Source organism: Paraburkholderia sp. EG286B (assembly GCF_040965655.1).
Taxonomy (GTDB): domain Bacteria; phylum Pseudomonadota; class Gammaproteobacteria; order Burkholderiales; family Burkholderiaceae; genus Paraburkholderia.
In genome coordinates this window covers 100,077-121,224 of sequence record NZ_JBFRCF010000013.1, presented here as the reverse complement: position 1 = coordinate 121,224, position 21,148 = coordinate 100,077, and the positions used below count along the sequence as shown (strand labels likewise).

Sequence of the window (21,148 nt, the reverse complement as noted above, 5' to 3'; positions counted from 1 at the left end):
CTCCGGATCCGTTCCCGTTTCAAGCGTGAGCGCGGCGCTGCGCCCAGTGCGCGAGTCCGCCGCATGCGACCAGCAGCGCACCGGTCGCGAAGAACACGGCGTGCAGGCCGAAGTGAACGCCGATCACGCCGCCGATCACCGGGCCCACCACCTGGCCGCTGAATTGCGCCGACTGCAAATAGCCGAGCATGCGGCCCGTTTTGCTTTCGTCCACCGACTGCCGCGCGAGCTTGCCGATGGACGGCAAGAGTCCCGCGAGCGTCATGCCCATCACCACGCGCAGGCCCGCGAGCTGCCACCAGTGGGTGACGAACGCCTGCGGCACCATCGCGAGCCCCGTGAGCACGAGGCAGGCGACGATCACGCGCCAGCTCCCGAAGCGGTCGGCCAGCGCGCCGAGGCGCGCCGCCGTGAGCATGCTGCCAAGCGCCGAGCATGCCATGACCACGCCCGCCACGCGCGCGAGATGCGCCGCGCCCACACCCAGACTGCCGATATACACCGTGATGACGGGCTCGATCGACATGTTGGCGAGCAGCACCATCATCGCGGTCACGAGCAGCGCGGCCAGCACCGCGTAGTCCGGACGGCGCGCGCCGCTGCCCGCACCGGCCGCCGCATTGCGTGCGTGCGGTTTCGCGTCGCTTTCTGGATGAAACTCTTCCTTCACCACGAAGATGGTCAGCAGCGCCGCCACGGCGATCATCGCGCCGCCGGCGAAAAAGGTGCCGCGAATGCCGATCCAGCCGGGCAGCACGCCGCCCACCAGCGGGCCGACGAGATTGCCCGCGAGCGCGCCCGTGGAAAGAATGCCGAGCGCCCAGCCTGCGCGCTCGCGCGGCGCCTGGGTGCCGACCATCACCGTGGAAGCCGACGCGTAGCCACCCACGAGGCCGGCGATCAGACGCAGCGCGACGAGCTCGTACACATTGTGCGCCACGCCGATCAACGACATCACCACGGCCATGCCGATGGCCGCGCGCACGAGCATGGGCTTGCGGCCATAGCGGTCGGCGAGACGCCCCCAGACCGGCGCGGTGAGCGCCGTGCCGAGGAAGGTCGCGCCGAATGCCACGCCCGACCACTGGATCACGGCGGACTGCGAGCTCACGCCGAGCTGCCGCACGTAGAGCGGCAGGAACGGCAGCAGCATGCTGAGGCTCACGAGCGTCGTGAACGAGCCGATCACGCACACGACGAGATTGCGCCGCCAGTACTGCGCGTTGCGCTCGGAGTAGCCACGCGGCTGCGGCTTTGTCTGCTGGAGTGCAGCCACGGGAGAAGAAACAGTGGTATTCACCTGGCCCTCAACGCGGAGAAGAGATCGACGAAGAGCGCGAGCACGAGCGCCGCGGCGCCGATCGCGAACAGCACGAGGTAGTTGCCGCCGCTCGACGAGAACACGAACGACAGCCCGTAGGCGGCAACCGCCTGCATCACGGCGAAGCTCGTCGTGGCGCGGCTCCACGCGCCCTTCACGGCGGATGGATGATGCGCGAGCAGCTCGTTCACGCGGCCGAGCACCAGCGGCACGATGCCGGGCGTGAAGGCGCCCACCAGCACGGCGGAAACCATGAGCCCCGCCGGACCGAAGAAGCCGAGCGCCGGAATCGCGACCGCCACGGCCTGCACCAGATACGCGGCGCGCAGCGCCGGACCGAAGCCCGCGCGGTCGGCGAGATGCCCCGCCGCGAGCGGGCCGACGATCGCGCCGATGCCGTACAGCACCCAGAACTCGGCGCCGGCATCCACGCCGCGGCCCAGCCCGCGCGCCACATAGTCGACGAGGAAGATCATGTGCGGCACGAGCCCCACGGCATTCAGCCCGTATTCGGCATAGAGCGCGCGCAGTTGCGTGCGGGGGTAAGCCTTGGCGTGCTCGAAGCGCGAAGGCGCGTGAGCGTGCGCGGGCGTGCCGTGCTCGGGCCAGCCGTTCCACGCCACGGCCGTGAGCAGCAGCGAGACGACGGCAAGCCCGAGCCACGTGGCCGTCAGGCCCTGGCGCAGCAGAATCGGCACGATCGTGCCCGAGGCGGCAATGCCGAGCCCGATGCCCGTGAAGATGCCGCCGCTCGCGAAACCGCGGCGCGCTGCCGGCACGTGCGCGAGGATCGTGGGTGCGGCGAGCACCATCAACGCGCCGCCCGACAGGCCCGAGGCGAAGCGCCAGACGAAGAACCAAAGGAACGAAACGGGCACCGCGCAGGCGACGAAGGCGAGGGTCGCGAGCAGCATCATCGCGCGCAGCACGGTGGCGGGTTTGGCGGCGCGGACCATCGCGCCCGCGAGCAGCGCGCCGGCCAGATAGCCGCCCAGGTTGGCGGCGCCGAGGTAGGCGGCGGTCGAGGCGGGGAACCAGTGGGCGCCGATGATGGCGGGCAGCAACGGCGTATAGGCGAAACGCGCGAGGCCAATACCGATGAGGCTTGCGCTGGCCCCGGCGAGCGTGCCCCGCCAGACGTTGTAGGCCGCAGGCGCGGACGGATTCGAGACGGCTTGATGCATGACGACTCCCGGGAGCGCTTGCAATGAAGCACCCGCTGAACATGGGAGCCAGTCTAGGTTAGATCGTGCAGCGAGAGAATCGCCGCGATACGTAAGTCATTCTTCCGCGTGGCGAACGAATGGCGAATATCGCTCAATCGGCGTCGGTAATGCGCCTGGCCTGCTCGAAGTACTCGCGCAGCCGCGGCGTGGCGAAATCGACGAAGCTGCGCACCTTGGGCACCGAAAGGCGCCCATGCGGCGTGACGAGATTCGCGGGCAGCGGCGCATGTTCGCTGTCGCGCAGCACGATCCGGAGCCGCCCCGCCTCGACCTCCTCGGCCACGTGATAGGAAAAGAGCCGCGTGACGCCGTGCCCCGCCACGGCCGAAGCCCGCGCCGCACGTATCGTATTCACGATGAAGCGCGGCGAGAACTGCACGACCTGAGGCAGCGCGGTCTGACGCGCCGCCGGGAAGCTCCACGAGTCGAGCCCGAAATGCGTCATCGAGATGATCGGATGGCTCGCGAGATCGGCGGGCGTCTCGATGGCGGGATGCGCGGCGAGATAGTCGGGCGAGGCGACCACCACGCGCCGTACCTCGCCCACCGGAATGGCGACGAGCGTCGAGTCCTGCAGATGCGCAATGCGCAACGCCACGTCGATGCCCTCGTCGATGAGGCTCGCGGGCCGGTCGAGCAGATGCAGGCGGATCGACACCTCGGGGTGGCGGTCGATGAACTCCTCGATCATCGGGCGCAGCACCTCTTCGCCCACGGCCACCGCCGCCGTGACGCCCAGCAGCCCGCGCGGCGCGGAGCGCTCGTCGGCGGCGAGCAGGTCGGCTTCTTCGAGATCGGCGAGGATGCGCCGGCACGCCAGCGCATAACGCTCGCCCGCCTCGCTCAGGCGGATCGTGCGTGTGGTGCGGTACAGCAGCGGCGTGCCGGTGTGCGCCTCGAGGAACGCAATGGCCCGGCTCACCGCCGCGGGCGAGCGGCCCAGCCGGCGGCCCGCGCCCGCGAGACTTCCCTCGTCGAGCGTGGCGACGAAAACCTTCATGGCGTCGATTCGGTCCATTGCGCGTTCTGGCGTGCGGTCGCTTCGCTCTGTGAATTCCGCGTCGATCTTAGCGGATATCGCGCAGGCGTTAAAATCGGCGCTTCCCCTTTTGCGGCAATCGATCACTCATGAAGTGCCTCACCCTCTCGCCGGCCCTCGCGGCCCTCGCTGCCATGGCGCTGGCCGCCACTCCCGCCCTTGCCCAGACGTCGTCGGGCGATTCGAAGCGCGACTGCGCGATCGGTTATGTGACGGGCGTTGCCGGCTCGGCGCAAAGCGTGCGCGACTATCTGGCCACGCCCGACCGCGACCGCATTCGCTACCTGAAGGACAACGAGATTCAATGCAAGATCGCCGACGACGACAGCCACGCGTCCGGCTGCACCGGCGTCACGCTGCTGAAGAACGAGAAGGTGAGCGTGTACGACGATAGCGACCCTGCCACCACCGCCATCGTCGTGCGCGTCGAACTCGATCGCGGCACCTACCCGGTGATCATCGTCGCGCCCAAAAACGAGGTGAAGTGCGACGAGTGAGCGGCGCGTCGTTAGCCTCGTAGTTAGCCTGCTAGTCAGCGCGAGCTACGCTCGCACGCCGCGATGTCCGCCTCGGTCACGCCCGCCATGCGCGCGGCATCGACGATCTGCGACCAGCTCGTCGCATCCACGGGAATGCCGTGCGCTTCGCGCGCACGCCGCGTCGCGTCCTCGCGCTCGCCGGGCAGCAGGATCTCGTCGACGCCCGCCACGCGCCGCGTGGCCTTCAGCCATTCGACGAACGCGAGTGCTTCCTGCTCGCGCGAGGGCGCGTCGAACGCCGCCGGATCGACGATCACCGACGTCATGCAATTGACGATCGCGTGCGAGGAGACGATGGTTTGCTCGCGCGTCGTGAAGCCGCCCGAGAGCGCGCCCGCCAGGATCTCGCACATCGCGGCGAGCCCCGAACCCTTGTGGCCCGCCACCGCGCCGCCGAATGCGCGCAGCGCGCCGTGCTGGGTGTCGCTGAACAGCGCGCCCGGATCGCGCGTGGGGTGGCCGTCGCTGTCGATCAGGGCGTCGGCGGGCACATCCACGCCCTTGTTGTACGCCACGCGCACTTTCCCCGCGGCAATCGCGCTCGTGGCGAAGTCGAGCACCAGCGGCGAGCGCCCCTCGAGCGGAAACGCCGCGCAAAACGGATTGGTGCCGAAGCGCCGGTCGATGCCGCCGAACGGCGCGACGAGCGGATCGCCCGCGACGTTGACGAAGTGGAACGACACGAGCCCGGCGCGCGCACATTGTTCGGCCCAGTGCCCGATACGTCCGACGTGATGCGCGTTGCGCAGGCCGAGCGCACACACGCCGAGCGACTTCGCGCGCTCGATGCCGTGCTCCATCGCCTCGAAGGCCGTGACTTGCCCGAAACCGCGCCCGGCTTCGATCGTGAGCACCGCACCGGCGTCGCGCACGACCTGCGCGTGCGCGTTCAGTTTGAGCTCGCCTTCGCGGCACGACAGCATATAGCGCGGAATCATGCCCACACCGTGCGAGTCGTGCCCGGCGAGATTGGCTTCGACGAGATGGTCGGCGACCAGCGTCGCCTCGCGCGCCTCGCTGCCGGCCGCGCGCCAGATGGCGACGACGAAGGCGTGCAGCGCGCGAGCCTCGATAACGACTTCTGAACCTTTTGCAGCAGTGGCATTCGACATGTACGTGACCCTGTGTGGCAGCGAAACAAGAGGCGGTGCTGACGCGCTTACGTGCGCGGCGCGTAAGCCGGTTCGTCGACGCCGCTGGTCTCCGGCGCCCGGAGCGGCTCGACGCGTCCGACAATCACAAGATAGCTCACGGCGCCGAGCACGCAAAACCCGCCGGCGACCACGAGCGGGATCGTGAACGAGCCGCGCGTGAGCTGCAGCATGACGCCGGTAAACGTCGTCAGCGCGATGCCTGCGAGATTCGACGCGAAGTTCTGAATGCCCGCCAGCGAGGCGACATGCCGCGGCGTGGGCGCGACGTCGGCAGGCAGCGACCAGATGCTGGCCGCCGCGGCTGCGAGGCTCCCATAGGCAATCGCGAAGAGCGCGAGCATTACATAGACATCCTGAACAACTCCAGTCAATGTGATCACGGACGAAAGCAGCATGCCGCCGACGATGCACGTCTTGCGCGCGGCAGTCAGGCTCCAGCCGCGCTTGACGAGCGTGTCGGAAAGCCAGCCACCCAGCCAGCCGCCAGGGATCGAGGCGATCGCGGGCAAAGTCCCGAGCGTGCCGAGCGACTTGAGCGAAAAACCGCGCGCCTCGACGAGATAGCTCGGGAACCACGTAATGAAGAAGTAGATGACGAAGTTCAGGCAGAAGAAGCCCAGCATCATGCCCCACACGGTGCGGTAGCGGAACAAGGCGCTCCAGCGTATCGAGGCGGCGGCCGGCGCGGGGGCGCGCGGCTGCTCGAGTGCGGCCCGCGCCTCGGGTTCCCGGTACATCACGACCCAGCCCAGGATCCACACGAGCCCGAGCGCGCCGGTAATCACAAACGACGCCTTCCAGCCCCACGCGGCCATGATCGCGGCCACGAGCGGCAGCGAGAGTGCGGAGCCGACGCGCGAGCCGCTGTCGAAGATGCTCGTGGCGAGCGCGCGTTCGTCGCGCGAGAACCACTGGCTCACGAGCTTCGCGCATGACGGATACGCCCCCGCCTCGCCCACGCCGAGCATGAGCCGGCAGCCGAACATCGCCGCGAAGCCGCCCGCGACCGCGGTGGCCGCGGTGAACACCGACCACCAGCCCACGGCGAACGGCAACGCGATGCGCGCGCCGGCCCGGTCGACGAACCAGCCAAACGGCAATTGCATCACGGCGTAAGTCCAGAAGAAGCCGCTGAGCAGCAGCCCCATGGCGGCAGGACCAATGCCGAGGTCCTTCATGATGTGCGGCGCCGCCACCGCGAGATTGGCGCGGTCGATGTAATTGACCGCAATCGCCAGAAAACAGAAGAAAATGACCAGCCAGCGCGATTTTTCCTGCATCGAAAGCACTCCTTCTGAATGTGGCGTCGCCTCTCCCACCAGGGGCGGCGCCTGTCCGAATCGCTCCCGCTCTACATGACCGCCCCCAGATGCCAGGGCACGAATTCGTTCTGGCCGTAGCCGTGCAGCTCGCTCTTCGTGCGCTGCCCGGAGGCCGTCGCGAGCATCAACTCGAAGATTGCGGCGCCGGCCTCGTCCACGCTTTGCTCACCGTCCAGAATGCGGCCGCAGTTCAGGTCGATGTCCTCTTCCTGGCGTCGCCACAGCGCGCTGTTGGTGCCGAGCTTGAGCGACGGCGAAGGCGCGCAGCCGTAGGCCGAGCCGCGGCCCGTCGTGAAGCAGATCAGGTTGGCGCCGCCCGCCACCTGGCCGGTGGCGGACACCGGGTCGTAGCCCGGCGTATCCATGAACACGAGCCCCTGCGCGCGCACGGGCTGCGCATACTCGTAGGTTTCGACGAGCCGCGTCGTGCCGCCTTTCGCGACCGCGCCGAGCGACTTCTCGAGAATGGTCGTGAGGCCGCCCGCCTTGTTGCCGGCAGAGGGGTTGTTGTTCATGTTGGCTTCCATGCGCGCGCAATACGCTTCCCACCAGCGAATGCGCGCCACCAGCTTTTCGCCCACTTCGCGCGATACCGCGCGCCGCGTGAGCAGATGCTCGGCGCCGTAGATTTCGGGCGTTTCGGAGAGGATCGCCGTGCCGCCGTGTGTGACGAGCCGGTCCACGGCCGCGCCGAGCGCCGGGTTCGCGGAAATGCCGGAGTAGCCGTCCGAGCCGCCGCACTGCAAGCCGACCATGAGGTGACGCGCATCGACCGGCTCGCGCGTCACGCGGTTCGCATCGGCCAGCAGCGCGCGCACTTGTTCGATGCCCGCTGCCACCGTGCGCGCGGTGCCGCCCGTCTGCTGGATCGTCATGGTCGAGAGGCGCGGGCCGCGCTCGAGCTGTTCGGCTTCCACGAGGCCGTCGATCTGGTTCGTCTCGCAGCCGAGTCCGACGATCAGCACGGCATAAAAATTGGCGTGCCGCGCATAACCCGCGAGCGTGCGGCGCAACACCGTGATCGGCTCGCCCTCGGCCGCCAGCGCACAGCCTTCGCCGTGCGTGAGCGCCACCACGCCATCCACGTTGGGGAACGCTTCCAGCGCTTCCGGGTGGATGTCGCGGCGAAAGTGATCGGCGATCGCGCGCGCGACCGTGGCCGAGCAGTTCACGGATGTGAGGATCCCTATGTAGTTGCGCGTCGCAATACGGCCATCCGCGCGCCGAATGCCGAGAAACGTGGCAGGCTGTGCAGCGGCGGGCGTGTCGTGCGCGTCCACGCCGAAGGCGTAGTCGCGCTCGAAATCGCCCATCGAGAGATTCTGCGTATGCACGTGTTCGCCGCAGCGGATCGGCCGGCTCGCAAAGCCGATGATCTGCCCGTAGCGTCGCACCGGTTCGCCTGGCTCGATATCGCGCAGCGCGACCTTGTGGCCAGGCGGAATCATGCCCGCAACCGTACGGTCGCCATAGAGTGTCGAGCCGGGCATCAACTGCCCGCGCGCGATGGCAACGTCATCGCGCCGATCGAGGAGAATGAGCGCGGACGAAAGCGAGGCGGGGTCGAGAAGTGTCATAGCCGGTCTCCGTAGGCAGCGCCGCGCACGCCAACGTAAAGCGAGTACAGCGACGTGCTGGCTGCAATGAAAAGGCGATTGCGATTCGGGCCGCCGAACACGAGATTCGCCACCGTCTCCGGCACGAGAATCTTGCCGAGCAGCGTGCCATCGGGCGCATAGCAGTGAATGCCGTCGCCCGCGCTCGTCCATAGGTTGCCATGCTCGTCCACGCGCATGCCGTCGGGCACACCCGGCGCAACCTCCGCGAATATCCGGCCGTTGTGCAACCCGCCTTGCGCGTCGACATCGAATACGCGGATGTGATGCGGGCCGTTCTCGATATGCGACGCACCGGAGTCGGCCACATAGAGCCGCATTTCATCGGGCGAGAAGGCGAGCCCGTTGGGCTTCATGAAGTCGTCGGCCACGCGCTGCACCACGCCCGTAGCGGGCGCCACGCGATACACATGACATGCGCCGATCTCGCTCGGCGCGCGAAAGCCCTCGTAGTCGCCGAGAATGCCGTAGTCGGGGTCGGTGAACCAGACCGAGCCGTCCGAATGCACGATTACGTCGTTGGGCGAATTCAACCGATGCCCTTCGTAGCGGTCGGCAATGACGGTGATGCGCCCGTCGTGCTCCGTGCGCGTGACGCGGCGCGTGCCGTGCTCGCAGGTCACGAGCCGGCATTCGCGGTCGAGCGTGTTGCCGTTGCTGAAATTCGAGTTCGCGCGGAACACGCCCGTGCCGATGCCGGGCACCCAGCGCATCATCCGGTTGTTGGGAATGTCGCTCCAGACAAGAAAGTCGCCGGCGGGGAACCACACCGGTCCTTCCGCCCACATGCAGCCGTCCGCGAGCTTTTCGAACTGCGCGTTGGGCTGCAGCAGCATGCGAAAGCGCGCATCGTGGATTTCGTATTCGTGGGGATTCATCGTTCCGGCCTCGTACCGTCAGGGTCAGGTCACGGCGATGCGCGTGACCGATCGCTCACTGCCGCGCCGGTTTATTAAATACTAGTTGAATAGGCCTGTGAAGATTTTCTTCAAGCGCCTGGAATGTGGTTTACCCGTGTTTACCCGCGAGCCTGGATGGCAATCAGGTTTTGTCGAACACCTGGTCCAGGTTGTAGACGAGCAGGAACACGCAGCCCGTGTCGCTATGAAATCCTGCGTCGACCGTGCCCTGTTCGGCGATGCCGGCGTATCCCGCAGTGAGCCGCCGGCCGTTTTGCACAGCCTCGCCTTCGAGTACGTAGATGAACTCGGGGCCCGTATGGCGGTGATCAGGGAACGTTGCCCCTGCAGCGAACCGGACCAGTTGCATCGCGCGGCCGTTTGCCTTGCCGAGGTTCTTGACCTCGACGCCGGGCGCGAAGCGGGAGGGCACCGATGGCAGGCTCGCTGAATCGATGCATGAAAAGCCGGGCGCGAGCGGCGGGTCGTTTGCCATGACGGTGCCCCTTGTGTGCGCTGGTGCGCGCTATTGCGCCTTCTGGTCGGCGGCGGCGAGCATGGCGTCGGCGATGCGCGACTCGCCGCTCGATTTGAGCGCTTCGCCCGCGCCGCGAATATCGCGCTCTTCCTTGTTCTGACTGAGCTTGCTCTTGCCGACCAGACGCGTGATCTCGATCTCCACGCCGACAATCGCCTTGACGAGCGTATCCGTGTAGTCCTTCGGCGCGTCCGCCATCTTCCAGGGCTTGGGCTGCGTGGCTTCGTGCGTGCGCGTCAGGCGGCCAATCACGCCGCGCACGTAGCGCTCGTCGTCGAGAATCCTGACGCGCCCGTGAGCATGGACCACGACGTAATTCCAGGTCGGCACCTGCTTGTGCGCCTCGTGCTTGCTCGGATACCAGTTCGGCGAAATATACGCGTCGCCCGCGCGGAAGATCACGAGCACGTCGTCGCCGTTCGCCACGTCCTGCCAAACCGGGTTGGCGCGCGCGACGTGCGCGCGCAGAACGCCCAACTCGCCCTCGCCCGCTGCGAGCTCGAAGGGAATGTGATTGGCGTCGAGCCCGCTCTTTCCCCGCGTGACCAACGTGCCGAACGGATGTTGGGCGATGCAGTCGTGCAGGACGTCCTTGCGGTTTTCGGCGAAATGGGCTGGTACGTACATGCGTTTGTCCCTGCTCGTAAGGTGATGGGTTAGCGCGGCCGATGCCGCCACAGACCCGAGTCTGCCGCAAAAGTGGTTTATTCTATAGATCCAGTTTATTTATATTCCAGTGAACCAGAATCATGCCCAGAACCGCGCAGGCCGCCGAGATGCCATCGTTCGGCACGCTGGACCGGGAGGCCGGCAATCTCAGCCGCCAGGTGGCCGAGGCGCTGCGCGAAGCGGTGCGCAAAGGCGATCTGCGGCCCGCCGATGCGCTGCCGTCCACGCGCGCGCTCGCCGCTTCGCTGCACGTGGCGCGCGGCACGGTGGTCGAGGCCTACGAGCAGCTCATAGCCGAAGGCTTTCTTGAATCGAAGGCCGGAGCCGGTACCCGCGTGGCGCTCGCGCTGGCGGAGCCGCCGCCCGCGCGCGAGCCCCGCGCGGCTTCAGCGCAGGCGGCACAAGCCGGGCTGCCGGAACGCGCCGAAGCGTTCGCCAGGATCGGACGCGAGTTCAAGCCGCTTCCTCCAGTGCCGTTTGCCATCTCGGTGCCAACGGGCATGACCGCGCCCGGCGACGTCTGGCGCCGGCTCGGCAACCGCCTGCGCGCGCGGGGCCCCGCCTCGCCGACCGGCTATGCCGACCCGCAAGGCGCCCTGGCGCTGCGCGAAGCGATTGCCGATTATGTGCGCAAGTCCCGCTCGGTGCGCTGCGAAGCGGATCAGGTGATCGTGACGAGCGGCACGCAGCAAGGGCTCTTTCTCGCAAGCCAGGTGCTGCTGGGGCCGCGCGACCAGGCATGGGTCGAGAACCCGGCCTACCGGGGCGTCACCGCCATCCTCGAAAGCCTGCCCTACCGCGACGCCATGGTGCGCGTGCCCGTGGACGCCGAAGGTCTCGACGTCGAGGCCGGCATTCGCCTGGCGCCGAAGGCGCGCGCGGCGTTCGTCACGCCTTCGCATCAGTACCCGCTCGGCATGCCGCTGAGCATGGCGCGGCGCGCGGCGTTGTTCGCGTGGGCGCGCTCGGCGCATGCCTGGGTTGTCGAAGACGACTACGACAGCGAACTGCGCTACGAGGGCTATCCGTTTCCGGCGCTGCAGGGCCTCGCGCCGGATCGCGTGGTGTATCTCGGCACCTTCAGCAAGATCCTGTTTCCCTCGCTGCGGCTGGGCTATGTCGTCGTGCCGCCCAATCTCGTGGATGCGTTCTGCGGCGCGCGCGTGCTCATGGACCGCCATCCGCCGACGGCCGATCAACATGTGCTCGCCGCCTTCATGACCGAGGGGCACCTGGAGCGACACGTCCGCAAGGTGCGCAACGTCTACGCAGAGCAGCGGCTCGGCCTGATCGAAACGCTCGAAGCGCTTTTGCCCCGTGAGCTGGCGTGGATCGAGCCCGGCGATCAGGGCATGCATCTCGTGCTCTGGCTCGCGGCAAGGCTCGACGATCGCCGGATCGTGCGGCTAGCAGCGGACGAAGGAATCGCGGTTCGCCCAGCGTCGCCCATGTTCGCCGCGGGCACCGAGCGGCCAGGGCTCATCCTCGGCTTTGGCGGCTTTAGCAGCGCGCAAATGAAAGAGGCCGCGCGTCGCCTCGCTGCTGTGATTGCCGTGGCGGAGAAATGAAGCGAGGCTAAACGCTTCGGGCTACTGGATATCGTTGCGACTTGCTCAATTCGACAGCGAGAAAGTCGACGAACGCCCGAATGCGCGTGGAAAGCTGGTGCCGCTGCGCATACACGGCGTAGATGTCCGCGCCGGGCGTTTCATACTCGGGCAGCACGACCACGAGCCGCCCGTCAGCCAGATACTCGTTGATGTCCCATTCCGCGCGCATCAAGATGCCGTGCCCGTCCAGCGCCCACTTCACGGCAATCTCGCCGTCGTTGGTCGTGAGATTGCCATTGATCCGGACTGCTTCCGATTTGCGCGTACTGCCGCGCTCGTGCGAAAGCCGCCACACGCCATAGGCTTCGTCGCCCTGGCGAATGCTGATGCAGTTGTGTCTGGCGAGGTCGTGCGGCGTGGCGGGCGTGCCCCGGCTCGCGAGATAGGCGGGCGAAGCGCACAGCAAACGCCGGTTCGCCGCGAGACGCCGCGCGATCACGCGCGTATCGGGCGGCTCGCCAAAGCGGATGCAGACGTCGTATGAATCTTCCGTGAGCGGCGGCGGCATGACCGAAAGCTGAAGCTGCACGGAAACCTGCGGATACTGCGCGACGAAACGCGAAAGCGCCGGCCCGATATGGCTGCGCCCAAAGCCGAGCGTCGCGTTCACGCGCAACAACCCCTTGGGATGCTTCTTCGAGCCGCCCAGCAACTCGCCCAGCTCGTCGATCTCGTCGAGAATGCGGCGCGCGTGCTCCAGGTACACCTCGCCTTCGGGCGTCAGCATCATGCGGCGGGTCGTGCGGTTCACGAGCGGCACCCCGGCGCGCTCCTCCATTTGCGCGAGCCGCTTGCTCACGGCTGCCGGCGTGAGGCCCAGCTCGCGCGCGGCGGCGCTCAGGCTGCCCGAGGACGCGAGCGTCGAGAAAAAGCCCAGATCGGCGGGTAGAACGGTGTCGGTCACGGTCGCCACTTGTGAATTCAAGTTAAGGATGCTTTGAGTCTAGCACCGGTTTTTGAACCGGGAGTTCGATAAAGTGAACCCACACTGGCCTCACTTCACAGGAACGAGACATGAAGACCTATCGCATCGCAACCATTCCCGGCGACGGCATCGGCAAGGAAGTCGTGCCCGCGGGCAAGGAGGTGCTGGAAGCGCTTGCGAAAACCACCCAGGGCTTCGCGTTCGAATTCGAAAACTTCGACTGGGGCGCCGACTACTACCGCCAGCATGGCGTGATGATGCCGGCCGACGGGCTCGACGCCATCCGCAACAAGGACGCCATTCTGTTCGGCTCCGCGGGCGACCCCGACGTGCCCGACCACATCACGCTCTGGGGCCTGCGCCTGAAGATCTGCCAGGGCCTCGATCAGTACGCGAACGTGCGCCCCACGCGCATCCTGCCCGGCATCGACGCGCCTCTGAAACGCTGCAAGCCCGAAGACCTGAACTGGGTGATCGTGCGCGAGAACTCCGAAGGCGAGTATTCGGGCGTGGGCGGGCGCGTGCACCAGGGTCATCCGCTCGAAGCCGCGACCGATGTCTCGATCCTCACGCGCGCCGGCGTCGAACGCATCCTGCGCTTTGCGTTCCGCCTCGCGCAGTCGCGCCCCCGCAAGCTGCTCACGGTCATCACCAAGAGCAACGCGCAACGCCACGCCATGGTGATGTGGGACGAGATCGCGCAGCAGGTTGCGAAGGAGTTCCCGGACGTGAAGTGGGACAAGGAACTGGTGGACGCCGCCACGGCGCGCATGGTCAACCGCCCCGCTTCGCTCGATACGATCGTCGCGACCAATCTGCACGCGGATATTCTCAGCGACCTCGCCGCCGCGCTCGCGGGCAGTCTGGGCATCGCGCCGACCGGCAACATCGACCCCGAGCGGCGTTATCCGTCGATGTTCGAGCCGATCCACGGGTCGGCCTTCGACATCATGGGCAAGGGGCTCGCCAATCCCATCGGCACGTTCTGGTCGGTCGTGATGCTGCTCGAGCACCTCGGCGAGACCGAAGCCGCCGCTCATGTGATGCAGGCCATCGAGACCGTGACCGCCAACCCCGCGCTGCACACCGGCGACCTGGGCGGCAAGGCGACCACGGCGCAGGTCACGGCCGCAGTGTGCGAACTCGTCGAGAAGGCGGCTGTAGCTGCCTGAGCGCTAGCGCCGGTAAAAGCAGACACGGGGGCGTGACACAAAAAAACCCGCGCGCCCCCGCCAAAACCCTCCAGGGAGGAGACACGTGAATTCGGATACCGAAGCAATCGTCACGCGCAAGCTCATGTGGCGCATCATCCCATTCGTCATGCTGCTCTATTTCGTGAGCTTTCTCGACCGGGTCAACGTGGGCTTCGCGGCAATGACGATGAACAAGGCGATCGGCCTTTCGCCCACGGCGTTCGGCCTGGGCGGCGGCCTGTTCTTCATCGGCTACTTTCTGTTCGAAGTGCCTTCGAACCTCATCTTGCACCGCGTGGGCGCGCGCATCTGGATCGCGCGCGTCATGGTCACGTGGGGCATTGTCTCGGCGGCGTCCGTCTTCGTGACCGGCCCCACCAGTTTCTATGCGCTGCGCTTTTTGCTCGGCGTGGCGGAAGCGGGCTTTTTCCCCGGCATCATTCTCTACCTGAGCCTCTGGTTCCCGACGAAGCAACGCGCGGCAGCCGCGGCGTGGTTCATGGCGGCCGCGCCGATTTCGACGGCGCTCGGCTCGCCGATTTCCGGCGCGCTCATGCAATTGCCGACCCTGTTCGGGCTCGCCAACTGGCAGCTGCTTTACGTGATCGAAGCGGTTCCGGCCGTGCTGCTAGGCTTCGTGGTCCTGAAAGTTCTCACCGATGTGCCCTCAAAAGCGCAGTGGCTCAAACCGCAAGAGCGCGACTGGCTCATGGCGAAGCTCGCCGATGAAGCAAGGGCGCGCGAAGGGCACGCCGGCCATACGGCGGGTGCGCTGAGCGCCCTGCGCGACCCGCGCGTGCTGGCGCTCGCCCTGATCTATTTCGGCACCTCGGCCGGCCTGTACACGCTGGGCCTGTGGGCGCCGCTCATCATCCGGCAATATGGCTTCAGCTCGCTCGAAACCGGGCTGCTGAACGCGATTCCGAGCATCGTGGCGGTCGTCGCCATGATTCTTTGGGCGCGGCACTCCGACCGCACGACAGAGCGCACCTGGCACGTCGTGATTCCCTGCGTGCTCGCATGTGTGGGCTTCATCTTCGCGGGGCAGGCCAGCACCGCCCTGATGATCGTGCTGGCGCTCGTGGTGGTCAACATCGGTATCAGTGCCGCGAAGGCGCCGCTCTGGGCGATGCCCAGCATGTTTCTCTCCGGCGCGGGGGCGGCAGCGGGCATCGCCATGATCAATTCGATCGGCAATCTCGGCGGGTTCGTGGGGCCCGCCGTGATCGGATGGCTGAAGACCCGGACCGGGAGCTATGCCGCGGGCCTGTATGTGGTTGGCGCGACGCTCGCGCTTTCCGCGGTCGTCACGTTGATGCTGAGCCGCAAGGCGAGCCAACCGGTGATGGCGCAGGTGAGGCACGATCACTGAAGGGGCGGGCTTGCGCGGCTTCGGCCGGGTGCGTCAGGCCTTGCCCGCTAATCGCACCGCCACCACGCAGGCGGCCAGCGAGATCAGCGAGACGATCAGCACGGTCCATTCCACCGGCACGTAGCTTTCGCGCAGGGCCCAAAGCGCCGCGCCAGCGATCGGGGCAATGCCTTTGGCGATATTCGCGGGCATCGACAGCAGGCCGCTCACCGCGCCATAGCGAGCCCGGCCCGTATTGCCGATTCTGGCGCACGTCGAGTGCGCTTGCACTATGTGCGCTAGCGCACGGAGCAGGCCGCGCGGAGTCCCTATGCTCGCCGGGTGCCCGAGAGACCCGGCGCGAGCCCTCACGTTCGTTTCGCCAAACGGTATCGCCAGTGCGTAGCCAAGCCATCCAATATGCCTTGCTTCTCGCCTGCGGGTGCCCGCCAGTCATCGATGCGCACGCAGCCGATGCAATTGGCATAGTCAAGACGATCAAAGGCTCGGTGCATGTCGAGCGTGCGAGTCAGCCGGTCGGCGTCGCGGTCGGCAGCGAGGTGTTCGCGAGCGACCGCGTCCTGACCGGCCCCGCGTCTTCGGTCGGCATCACGCTGCGCGACAACACGCTGCTGACCGAGGGCGCCAACTCCGTTCTCGATCTCAACAAGTTCGCATTCAACACCACCACTTACGACGGCGCGCTCGACGTGAGCATCAAGCGCGGCTCGCTCGCCGTGGTCGACGGCAAGCTCGCAAAGGCCAATCCGGAAGCCGTGCGCTACAGCACGCCCACCACCACACTCGGCGTACGCGGCACGGAGTTCATCATCGAGGTGGGAGGAAGCGGGGAGACCGATCATTGAAGACGACGAACCGCGCACACCGGCTGCCGCGATACATGGCACTCACGCTGTGCGTGTGCCTCTGCGCGTGCAGCACGCCCGACAAGATTACGCTGCTGCCCAATCCGGACGGCAGCGTCGGCAACGTGATCGTGCATAGCGGCAGCAAGACGCAAGTCATCGACAAGGCCTACACGCGCGCCGATGTCTCGAAGGGCGGCGCGATCGAGCAGACCGCCGGCAACAAGGCCGCCGTGGAGACCCAGTACGGCGACCTGCTGGCCGCCGAGCCGCCCAGGCCCCGAACATTCACGATCAACTTCGTATTCGACTCCGCCACGCAGCTTGCGCCCGAGTCCACGGCCACTGTAGCCGAGTTGAAAAAGGTCTTGGCGAGCTGGCCCGCGCCTCACCTCACGGTGGTCGGCCACACCGATATGGCGGGCTCCCAGGAATTCAACGACCGGCTTTCCATGCGCCGGGCGCAAAGCGTGGCGTCGTTTCTGGTCAAGTCCGGCATACCCGCGCAGCAGATCGAGGTTGCAGGCCGAGGCAAGCGCGAGCCGCTCGTCCATACCGCGGACGGCGTGCCCAACCAGGCAAACCGGCGCGCAGTCATCACCGTTCAGTAATCCGTATCGATACGCGTCACTCTTCAGCGATCCCATGCCACCATGAAACGCTACCGCAACTCATGCATCGCCTTTCTCAGGCGCATGATGCGGGCGCGCAAAGGACGCCCCTGGGCGCTCGCGGTGCTCTTGACGCTTCTGTTCATCAACCTGTGCAGCGAATGGCCCGGCGACGTTGCGCGGCCAGCCTTGCTCGACACGCTCGACACCGTGTTGCCCGACACCTTCGGCTCGGCACGCCAGCTTCTTTTCGACCACTACCAGCGCCGCTTTCCACGCGTGCCGACCACGCAGCCGGTGACTATCGTCGAGATCGACGACAAGACGCTCGAATCCTTCGGCCAATGGCCCTGGCCGCGCAACCGCCTCGCCGGGCTGGTCGATGCGATCGAGGCGAACAGACCGCTGGCGATCGGCCTCGACATCTACATGCCCGAGCCCGACCAGACATCGCCTGGCAACGTGGCCGACAACCTGCCCGCCTCGGAGACCGCGCTCGCCACGCAACTGCGCGCGCTGCCCAGCCATGAGCGCATTCTCGCGACCGCGCTGCGCGCATCGCCTTCGATCCTCGGCGCGGCGGCCTTCGACTACGCGACCTCCACGACGCGCACCGACATCCTGAGCGCCCCCGTGCTCGTGCACGGCCCGGACGCCCTCGCGAACGTGCACCGCTTCAATTACGTGCTCGCGAGCCTCCCCGAGCTGCAGGGCGCGGCACACGGCCAGGCGATGCTCAACGTTGCGCAGGAACAGGGCACGGTGCGGCGCATTCCGCTCGTGCTGGGTCTTGGCGACAAACTCGTGCCGAGTCTGCCCATCGAAATGCTGCGCGTGGCCACCGGTTCGCCAGCCATCGAGGTGTTCGCGGGCCCATCCGGCGTGCGCGCCGTCGGCGTGGCGGATGTGCGGGTGCCCACGCAGCCCGACGGCGATATCTGGCTGCATTTCGCCTCGATTGCGCGTACGCAGCAGCGTTATGTTTCCGCACGCGATGTGTTGCAGGGCAAGGTCGATGCGAGCCGTATCCGCAACAAGCTGGTTCTCGTCGGGCTCACCGGCACGGGCTTGACCGACATGCGCACGACGGCGTTGGGCGAACTGGTGCCCGGCATCGAGATTCAGGCGCAGGTGATCGAAACGATTTACGAGGGCCGCTTCCTGCAGCGCCCCGACTGGGTGATCTGGGGTGAGACGGCTTTCATCCTCGTGCTCGGCCTGTTCTTCATCTGGTATGTGCCGCGCAACGATTCACGGCTTGCCGTCTTCATGCGCGCCGTGCCGAAGGCCTCCGCGATCATCGGCCTTACGCTTAACTTGTTGACGCTTTCGATTTGCTTCCTCGTATTCCGTTATTTCGGCTTCCTCGTCGATGCCGCATCGATCTTCATCATTCTTTCCGCGGTCATGGGCAGCTTCTTCACCATCTCCCTCATGGAGCCGGAAGCGCACAACGCATCCACCTCCGCCAAGACGCCCGGTTCGAGCGCGACGACCAACACTTAACGATTGCTTCGGTTGCCTGCATGGCTTCGACCTGGCAACCTCGGTGCTACATTACGATCCTGATTGCCCGACAACAGGACGTCATCCAAGGCACGGAGCGCGAATGACCCCATCGGAACGGATTGACCAGCTAATCGCGGAACTCACCGACTGGCGCCGCGAAACCTTCGTCGCGATGCGCGAGGCCATTCTCGGGGCCGACCCGGCGATCATCGAGGAATGGAAATACATGGGCAGCCCCGTGTGGTATCGCGACGGCATGATCGCCGTGGGCAACGCGCACAAGGGCAAGGTGAAGCTCACGTTCCTGTACGGCGCGAGCCTGCCCGACCCGCAGCAGCTGTTCAACGCCGGGCTCGACGGCAACGCGCGACGCGCCATCGACTGGCTCGAGGGCGACAAGGTCGACAAACGCGCGCTCACCGCGCTCATTCGCGCGGCGATCGAATTCAACCAGGGCAACGCGAAGAAAAAGGCGCCTGCCAAACCGCGCGCCCGCAAAACGGCCTGATGCGAGCGCGAGGCGCCTTCGCCTCAGGCGTCGGCTTCGCTCACCTCGCGAATGGGAATCACGGTGCGCGCGCCGCAATCGCGCAGCAGGTCGCGCAATTCGTTGATGACGGGAAACACTTCGTGATTCCAGTCGGCGCCCTGGTTGTCGTGCGCGGCCTGTTCGAGTTCGACGATGGTGCGGTCTTCCTTGAAGATGCGCTCCGTGAACCAAACCAGCAGCGGCCACGCCGCGTCGAGCAGGAATGGAATGGCAGGCCTGCGGACTGAAAGGAGTCCGAAAGTCCGGTTCGTGCGCTGACGCGCGTCGAGCGGCACATAAACGATCCACAGGTCCATCAGGAGCGAGTCGTCGCCCGAGCGTATTTTCAGCGTTTGATACGGATATTCCGTGCGGATCGTCATCACGCTCTGATCGCTCGGGTCCGCGCGGTTCCTGCTCGCGCCGAACACGAGCGCCTCGCCCGCGGGCTGCTTGCCCGCCATGCGCGCGAACGTATAGTCCACTTCGATGGAGCGCTCGCCGCGCCGCCGGCCGAGCGAGCGCGCCCGCATCTGGCCCATCTGGCGACGGTGCAGAAACTGGTGATTCATGTCCATCAGATTCTCGTGCATGAACGAGTAGTGGCACTTCACCTCGCGCCCGAAGCGGCGCGTCTTGTATGCCTTGTCCGTGACCGAATCCAGCACGGGCAGCGGCGTTTCCCCGGCGAGCGTGGTGTTGCCGGGAAAGACGAAGATCATGCCGTGCGCCTCGCGGCACGGATAGGCGCGCACGCCGTTGGGCAGGCGCTCCCTGCCGAGGTAAGGCACGTCCACGCACTGGCCCGAACAGTCGTAGGTCCAGCCGTGGTAGCCGCAGCGCAGCGACTCGCCATCCACCACGCCCGCATGCAGCGGCACCTGGCGGTGGGCGCAGCGATCTTCGAGCGCGTGCACCGCGCCCGACGCGGTGCGAAACAGCACGATGGGCTCGCCGGCGAAATGCGTGCCCAGCGTCTTGCCAGGCTTGAGTTCGCGCGACCAGGCAAGCGGATACCAGTGATCGGGATGAATGGGCACCCGGCGCAGGTCGCGCGGCTCCTGCAAATGTGACTCGATCGTATAACCGTCGGGGAAAGGCATTGCGCGCATACGGTGAAACTCCTTGTCGAGTCCGTCGATATCGTCGTTATGGTCGTTATCGTCGTTCTGGGAAATCGGTAATTCGACGCAAATCTCGTGCCCGATCATTCAACGCGATTGGCGCCCGGGTGTCGATCAGTGTTTTGCCGGAAAGCACGCGATGATGGCGGCCTGAACCTTGACGATGGCGGCGTCGCGCAGCGAACTGTTGCGCCACCCGAGTTCCACGGGATAGCGCGGCAGATCGAGCGGACACGCGAGCAACTTCAGGCCGGTCACGCGTGCGATCGCCTCGGCCGCGTGGCGCGGAATCGTGGCGACGCTGCGCGTGCCCTTGAGCAGAAAGGGCAACGCGGCGAAATGCGTCGTAGAAGCCACGACATTGCGCTTCAGGCCGCGCGCGGCGAGCCCTTCATCGACGATCCCGACCACGCCGCCCGACGACACCAGGATGTGCCCTCTCGACACGTAATCGCCGAGCGTCAAACGCCGCAGCGTGCGCGGCGCGTCGTCCACGAGGCACGCGTAGCTGCCCTCGCCGAGCACCCGGTGGCTCAGCCCGCGCGAAGCGAAGCCGCCCGCCGCGACAGCGAGATCCATGTCCTGATTGGCGAGCGCATCGGCGACGATCTGGCTGTGCGTCTGGCGAAAGATGATGCGCAGGCCCGGGGCGCTGGTTTCCAGCGTTTCGATGATGCGCCGGCCGAAAGCCACTTCGAAGTCGTCCGAAAGCCCGATGGAAACCGCGCGCCCATGAAACGTGGTGGCATCGGGCGAAGCGATCGCGAGGCTATGGCGGCAACGGTCGAGCGCTTCGCTGATCACGGGCTTGAGTTCCTGCGCACGCGAGGTCGGCGCGAGCCCGCGGCCGGTGCGCACGAACAGCGTGTCCGCATAGAGCGCGCGCAGACGCCTGAGCGCCGCGCTCACGGCCGACTGCGTCATGTCGAGGCGAATCGCGGCGCGGCTCGCCCCGCCCTCTTCGAACAGCGCCTCGAATATCTTCAGCAGATTCAGGTCCACGCCGGCGATATCAAACTGGTTCATATCACTTAGTATCGATATACGTTCTCGCGATTTTATCGCCGTGGAAAGATGTGGGCAGTCCAACCCCGTGGGAGCACGTCA

The 21,148-nt window shown here is 66.5% G+C and carries 21 protein-coding genes; 8 read left to right on the top strand and 13 right to left on the bottom strand.

Annotated elements, in window-relative coordinates; genetic code table 11:
* Window positions 1-19: 19 nt before the first annotated feature.
* The 3 genes from AB4Y42_RS26740 to AB4Y42_RS26730 all read right to left on the bottom strand — a co-directional run bounded on the left by AB4Y42_RS26740 (window position 20) and on the right by AB4Y42_RS26730 (window position 3,565).
* Entirely contained in the window at window positions 20-1,300 is a 1,281-nt protein-coding gene (locus tag AB4Y42_RS26740; protein WP_368687245.1) for an MFS transporter, read from the bottom strand.
* Complete coding sequence (locus AB4Y42_RS26735; RefSeq protein ID WP_368695842.1) at window positions 1,297-2,505, bottom strand: YbfB/YjiJ family MFS transporter; 1,209 nt, start codon at window positions 2,503-2,505, stop codon at window positions 1,297-1,299. The genes AB4Y42_RS26740 and AB4Y42_RS26735 overlap by 4 nt, the downstream gene beginning before the upstream one ends.
* 133 nt (window positions 2,506-2,638) lie before the next feature.
* A complete protein-coding gene (locus tag AB4Y42_RS26730) occupies window positions 2,639-3,565 on the bottom strand; it encodes a LysR family transcriptional regulator (protein WP_368687247.1) in 927 nt (308 codons plus the stop codon).
* Between the two features lie 110 nt (window positions 3,566-3,675).
* Between AB4Y42_RS26730 and AB4Y42_RS26725 the strand changes: the two genes are divergently transcribed.
* Window positions 3,676-4,083, top strand: a complete 408-nt coding sequence (locus AB4Y42_RS26725) for a hypothetical protein (RefSeq protein WP_368695841.1) — start codon at window positions 3,676-3,678, stop codon at window positions 4,081-4,083.
* A 35-nt stretch (window positions 4,084-4,118) separates the two neighbouring features.
* On the opposite strand, the gene AB4Y42_RS26720 is transcribed toward AB4Y42_RS26725, so the two are convergent.
* The 6 genes from AB4Y42_RS26720 to AB4Y42_RS26695 form a co-directional block, all read right to left on the bottom strand.
* Complete coding sequence (locus tag AB4Y42_RS26720) at window positions 4,119-5,237, bottom strand: malate/lactate/ureidoglycolate dehydrogenase (RefSeq protein ID WP_368695840.1); 1,119 nt, start codon at window positions 5,235-5,237, stop codon at window positions 4,119-4,121.
* A 47-nt stretch (window positions 5,238-5,284) separates the two neighbouring features.
* Complete coding sequence (locus tag AB4Y42_RS26715) at window positions 5,285-6,559, bottom strand: MFS transporter (protein WP_368695839.1); 1,275 nt, start codon at window positions 6,557-6,559, stop codon at window positions 5,285-5,287.
* Between the two features lie 71 nt (window positions 6,560-6,630).
* Window positions 6,631-8,178 (bottom strand): UxaA family hydrolase, encoded by a 1,548-nt coding sequence (locus AB4Y42_RS26710; protein WP_368695838.1) that lies wholly within the window; start codon window positions 8,176-8,178, stop codon window positions 6,631-6,633.
* A complete protein-coding gene (locus tag AB4Y42_RS26705) occupies window positions 8,175-9,095 on the bottom strand; it encodes an SMP-30/gluconolactonase/LRE family protein (protein WP_368695837.1) in 921 nt (306 codons plus the stop codon). Before AB4Y42_RS26705 ends, AB4Y42_RS26710 begins: the two co-directional genes overlap by 4 nt.
* 163 nt (window positions 9,096-9,258) lie before the next feature.
* Window positions 9,259-9,612 carry a cupin domain-containing protein gene (locus AB4Y42_RS26700; protein ID WP_368695836.1) on the bottom strand — a complete coding sequence of 118 codons (354 nt, stop codon included), beginning with the start codon at window positions 9,610-9,612 and terminating at the stop codon, window positions 9,259-9,261.
* 30 nt (window positions 9,613-9,642) lie between these two features.
* Window positions 9,643-10,281, bottom strand: a complete 639-nt coding sequence (locus AB4Y42_RS26695; protein WP_368695835.1) for an FMN-binding negative transcriptional regulator — start codon at window positions 10,279-10,281, stop codon at window positions 9,643-9,645.
* A 122-nt stretch (window positions 10,282-10,403) separates the two neighbouring features.
* Here AB4Y42_RS26695 and AB4Y42_RS26690 point away from each other — a divergent pair, with 122 nt between their 5' ends.
* A complete protein-coding gene (locus tag AB4Y42_RS26690; RefSeq protein WP_368695834.1) occupies window positions 10,404-11,891 on the top strand; it encodes a PLP-dependent aminotransferase family protein in 1,488 nt (495 codons plus the stop codon).
* 7 nt (window positions 11,892-11,898) lie between these two features.
* Here AB4Y42_RS26690 and AB4Y42_RS26685 read toward each other — a convergent pair whose 3' ends face one another.
* Window positions 11,899-12,837 carry a LysR family transcriptional regulator gene (locus tag AB4Y42_RS26685; RefSeq protein WP_368687478.1) on the bottom strand — a complete coding sequence of 313 codons (939 nt, stop codon included), beginning with the start codon at window positions 12,835-12,837 and terminating at the stop codon, window positions 11,899-11,901.
* Window positions 12,838-12,947: 110 nt separating this feature from the next.
* On the opposite strand from AB4Y42_RS26685, the gene AB4Y42_RS26680 reads away from it, so the two are divergent.
* Together AB4Y42_RS26680 and AB4Y42_RS26675 are read left to right on the top strand one after the other, a co-directional pair.
* Window positions 12,948-14,030, top strand: coding sequence for a tartrate dehydrogenase (locus tag AB4Y42_RS26680; RefSeq protein ID WP_368695833.1), 1,083 nt, complete (start codon window positions 12,948-12,950; stop codon window positions 14,028-14,030).
* Window positions 14,031-14,115: 85 nt separating this feature from the next.
* Window positions 14,116-15,423: an MFS transporter gene (locus tag AB4Y42_RS26675; RefSeq protein WP_368695832.1), complete on the top strand. Its 1,308-nt coding sequence runs from the start codon at window positions 14,116-14,118 to the stop codon at window positions 15,421-15,423.
* 33 nt (window positions 15,424-15,456) lie between these two features.
* Here the strand turns inward: AB4Y42_RS26675 and AB4Y42_RS26670 are convergent, their stop codons facing one another.
* Window positions 15,457-15,633: a hypothetical protein gene (locus AB4Y42_RS26670; protein ID WP_368687258.1), complete on the bottom strand. Its 177-nt coding sequence runs from the start codon at window positions 15,631-15,633 to the stop codon at window positions 15,457-15,459.
* A gap of 194 nt (window positions 15,634-15,827) precedes the next feature.
* Between AB4Y42_RS26670 and AB4Y42_RS26665 the strand changes: the two genes are divergently transcribed.
* The 4 genes from AB4Y42_RS26665 to AB4Y42_RS26650 all read left to right on the top strand — a co-directional run bounded on the left by AB4Y42_RS26665 (window position 15,828) and on the right by AB4Y42_RS26650 (window position 18,896).
* Window positions 15,828-16,268, top strand: coding sequence for a FecR domain-containing protein (locus tag AB4Y42_RS26665; protein ID WP_368695831.1), 441 nt, complete (start codon window positions 15,828-15,830; stop codon window positions 16,266-16,268).
* The gene (locus AB4Y42_RS26660) at window positions 16,265-16,879 is read left to right on the top strand and encodes an OmpA family protein (RefSeq protein ID WP_368687260.1); all 615 of its coding nucleotides are present in this window, start codon (window positions 16,265-16,267) and stop codon (window positions 16,877-16,879) included. Before AB4Y42_RS26665 ends, AB4Y42_RS26660 begins: the two co-directional genes overlap by 4 nt.
* A gap of 42 nt (window positions 16,880-16,921) precedes the next feature.
* Window positions 16,922-18,385 (top strand): CHASE2 domain-containing protein, encoded by a 1,464-nt coding sequence (locus AB4Y42_RS26655; RefSeq protein WP_368695830.1) that lies wholly within the window; start codon window positions 16,922-16,924, stop codon window positions 18,383-18,385.
* A 103-nt stretch (window positions 18,386-18,488) separates the two neighbouring features.
* Window positions 18,489-18,896, top strand: coding sequence for a DUF1801 domain-containing protein (locus AB4Y42_RS26650; protein ID WP_368695829.1), 408 nt, complete (start codon window positions 18,489-18,491; stop codon window positions 18,894-18,896).
* A gap of 23 nt (window positions 18,897-18,919) precedes the next feature.
* Here AB4Y42_RS26650 and AB4Y42_RS26645 read toward each other — a convergent pair whose 3' ends face one another.
* Together AB4Y42_RS26645 and AB4Y42_RS26640 are read right to left on the bottom strand one after the other, a co-directional pair.
* Complete coding sequence (locus AB4Y42_RS26645) at window positions 18,920-20,029, bottom strand: Rieske 2Fe-2S domain-containing protein (RefSeq protein ID WP_368687263.1); 1,110 nt, start codon at window positions 20,027-20,029, stop codon at window positions 18,920-18,922.
* 126 nt (window positions 20,030-20,155) lie between these two features.
* Window positions 20,156-21,067, bottom strand: a complete 912-nt coding sequence (locus AB4Y42_RS26640; RefSeq protein ID WP_368687264.1) for a LysR family transcriptional regulator — start codon at window positions 21,065-21,067, stop codon at window positions 20,156-20,158.
* Window positions 21,068-21,148: the final 81 nt, after the last annotated feature.

Bases quoted from the DNA above. Each gene is read 5' to 3' on its own strand.
- AB4Y42_RS26690 (WP_368695834.1), top strand. From the start codon at position 10,404: ATGCCCAGAACCGCGCAGGCCGCCGAGATGCCATCGTTCGGCACGCTG.
- AB4Y42_RS26640 (WP_368687264.1), bottom strand. From the start codon at position 21,067: ATGAACCAGTTTGATATCGCCGGCGTGGACCTGAATCTGCTGAAGATA.
- AB4Y42_RS26695 (WP_368695835.1), bottom strand. From the start codon at position 10,281: ATGTACGTACCAGCCCATTTCGCCGAAAACCGCAAGGACGTCCTGCAC.
- AB4Y42_RS26680 (WP_368695833.1), top strand. From the start codon at position 12,948: ATGAAGACCTATCGCATCGCAACCATTCCCGGCGACGGCATCGGCAAG.
- AB4Y42_RS26715 (WP_368695839.1), bottom strand. From the start codon at position 6,559: ATGCAGGAAAAATCGCGCTGGCTGGTCATTTTCTTCTGTTTTCTGGCG.
- AB4Y42_RS26700 (WP_368695836.1), bottom strand. From the start codon at position 9,612: ATGGCAAACGACCCGCCGCTCGCGCCCGGCTTTTCATGCATCGATTCA.
- AB4Y42_RS26710 (WP_368695838.1), bottom strand. From the start codon at position 8,178: ATGACACTTCTCGACCCCGCCTCGCTTTCGTCCGCGCTCATTCTCCTC.
- AB4Y42_RS26655 (WP_368695830.1), top strand. From the start codon at position 16,922: ATGAAACGCTACCGCAACTCATGCATCGCCTTTCTCAGGCGCATGATG.
- AB4Y42_RS26735 (WP_368695842.1), bottom strand. From the start codon at position 2,505: ATGCATCAAGCCGTCTCGAATCCGTCCGCGCCTGCGGCCTACAACGTC.
- AB4Y42_RS26705 (WP_368695837.1), bottom strand. From the start codon at position 9,095: ATGAATCCCCACGAATACGAAATCCACGATGCGCGCTTTCGCATGCTG.
- AB4Y42_RS26650 (WP_368695829.1), top strand. From the start codon at position 18,489: ATGACCCCATCGGAACGGATTGACCAGCTAATCGCGGAACTCACCGAC.
- AB4Y42_RS26720 (WP_368695840.1), bottom strand. From the start codon at position 5,237: ATGTCGAATGCCACTGCTGCAAAAGGTTCAGAAGTCGTTATCGAGGCT.
- AB4Y42_RS26645 (WP_368687263.1), bottom strand. From the start codon at position 20,029: ATGCGCGCAATGCCTTTCCCCGACGGTTATACGATCGAGTCACATTTG.
- AB4Y42_RS26725 (WP_368695841.1), top strand. From the start codon at position 3,676: ATGAAGTGCCTCACCCTCTCGCCGGCCCTCGCGGCCCTCGCTGCCATG.
- AB4Y42_RS26730 (WP_368687247.1), bottom strand. From the start codon at position 3,565: ATGGACCGAATCGACGCCATGAAGGTTTTCGTCGCCACGCTCGACGAG.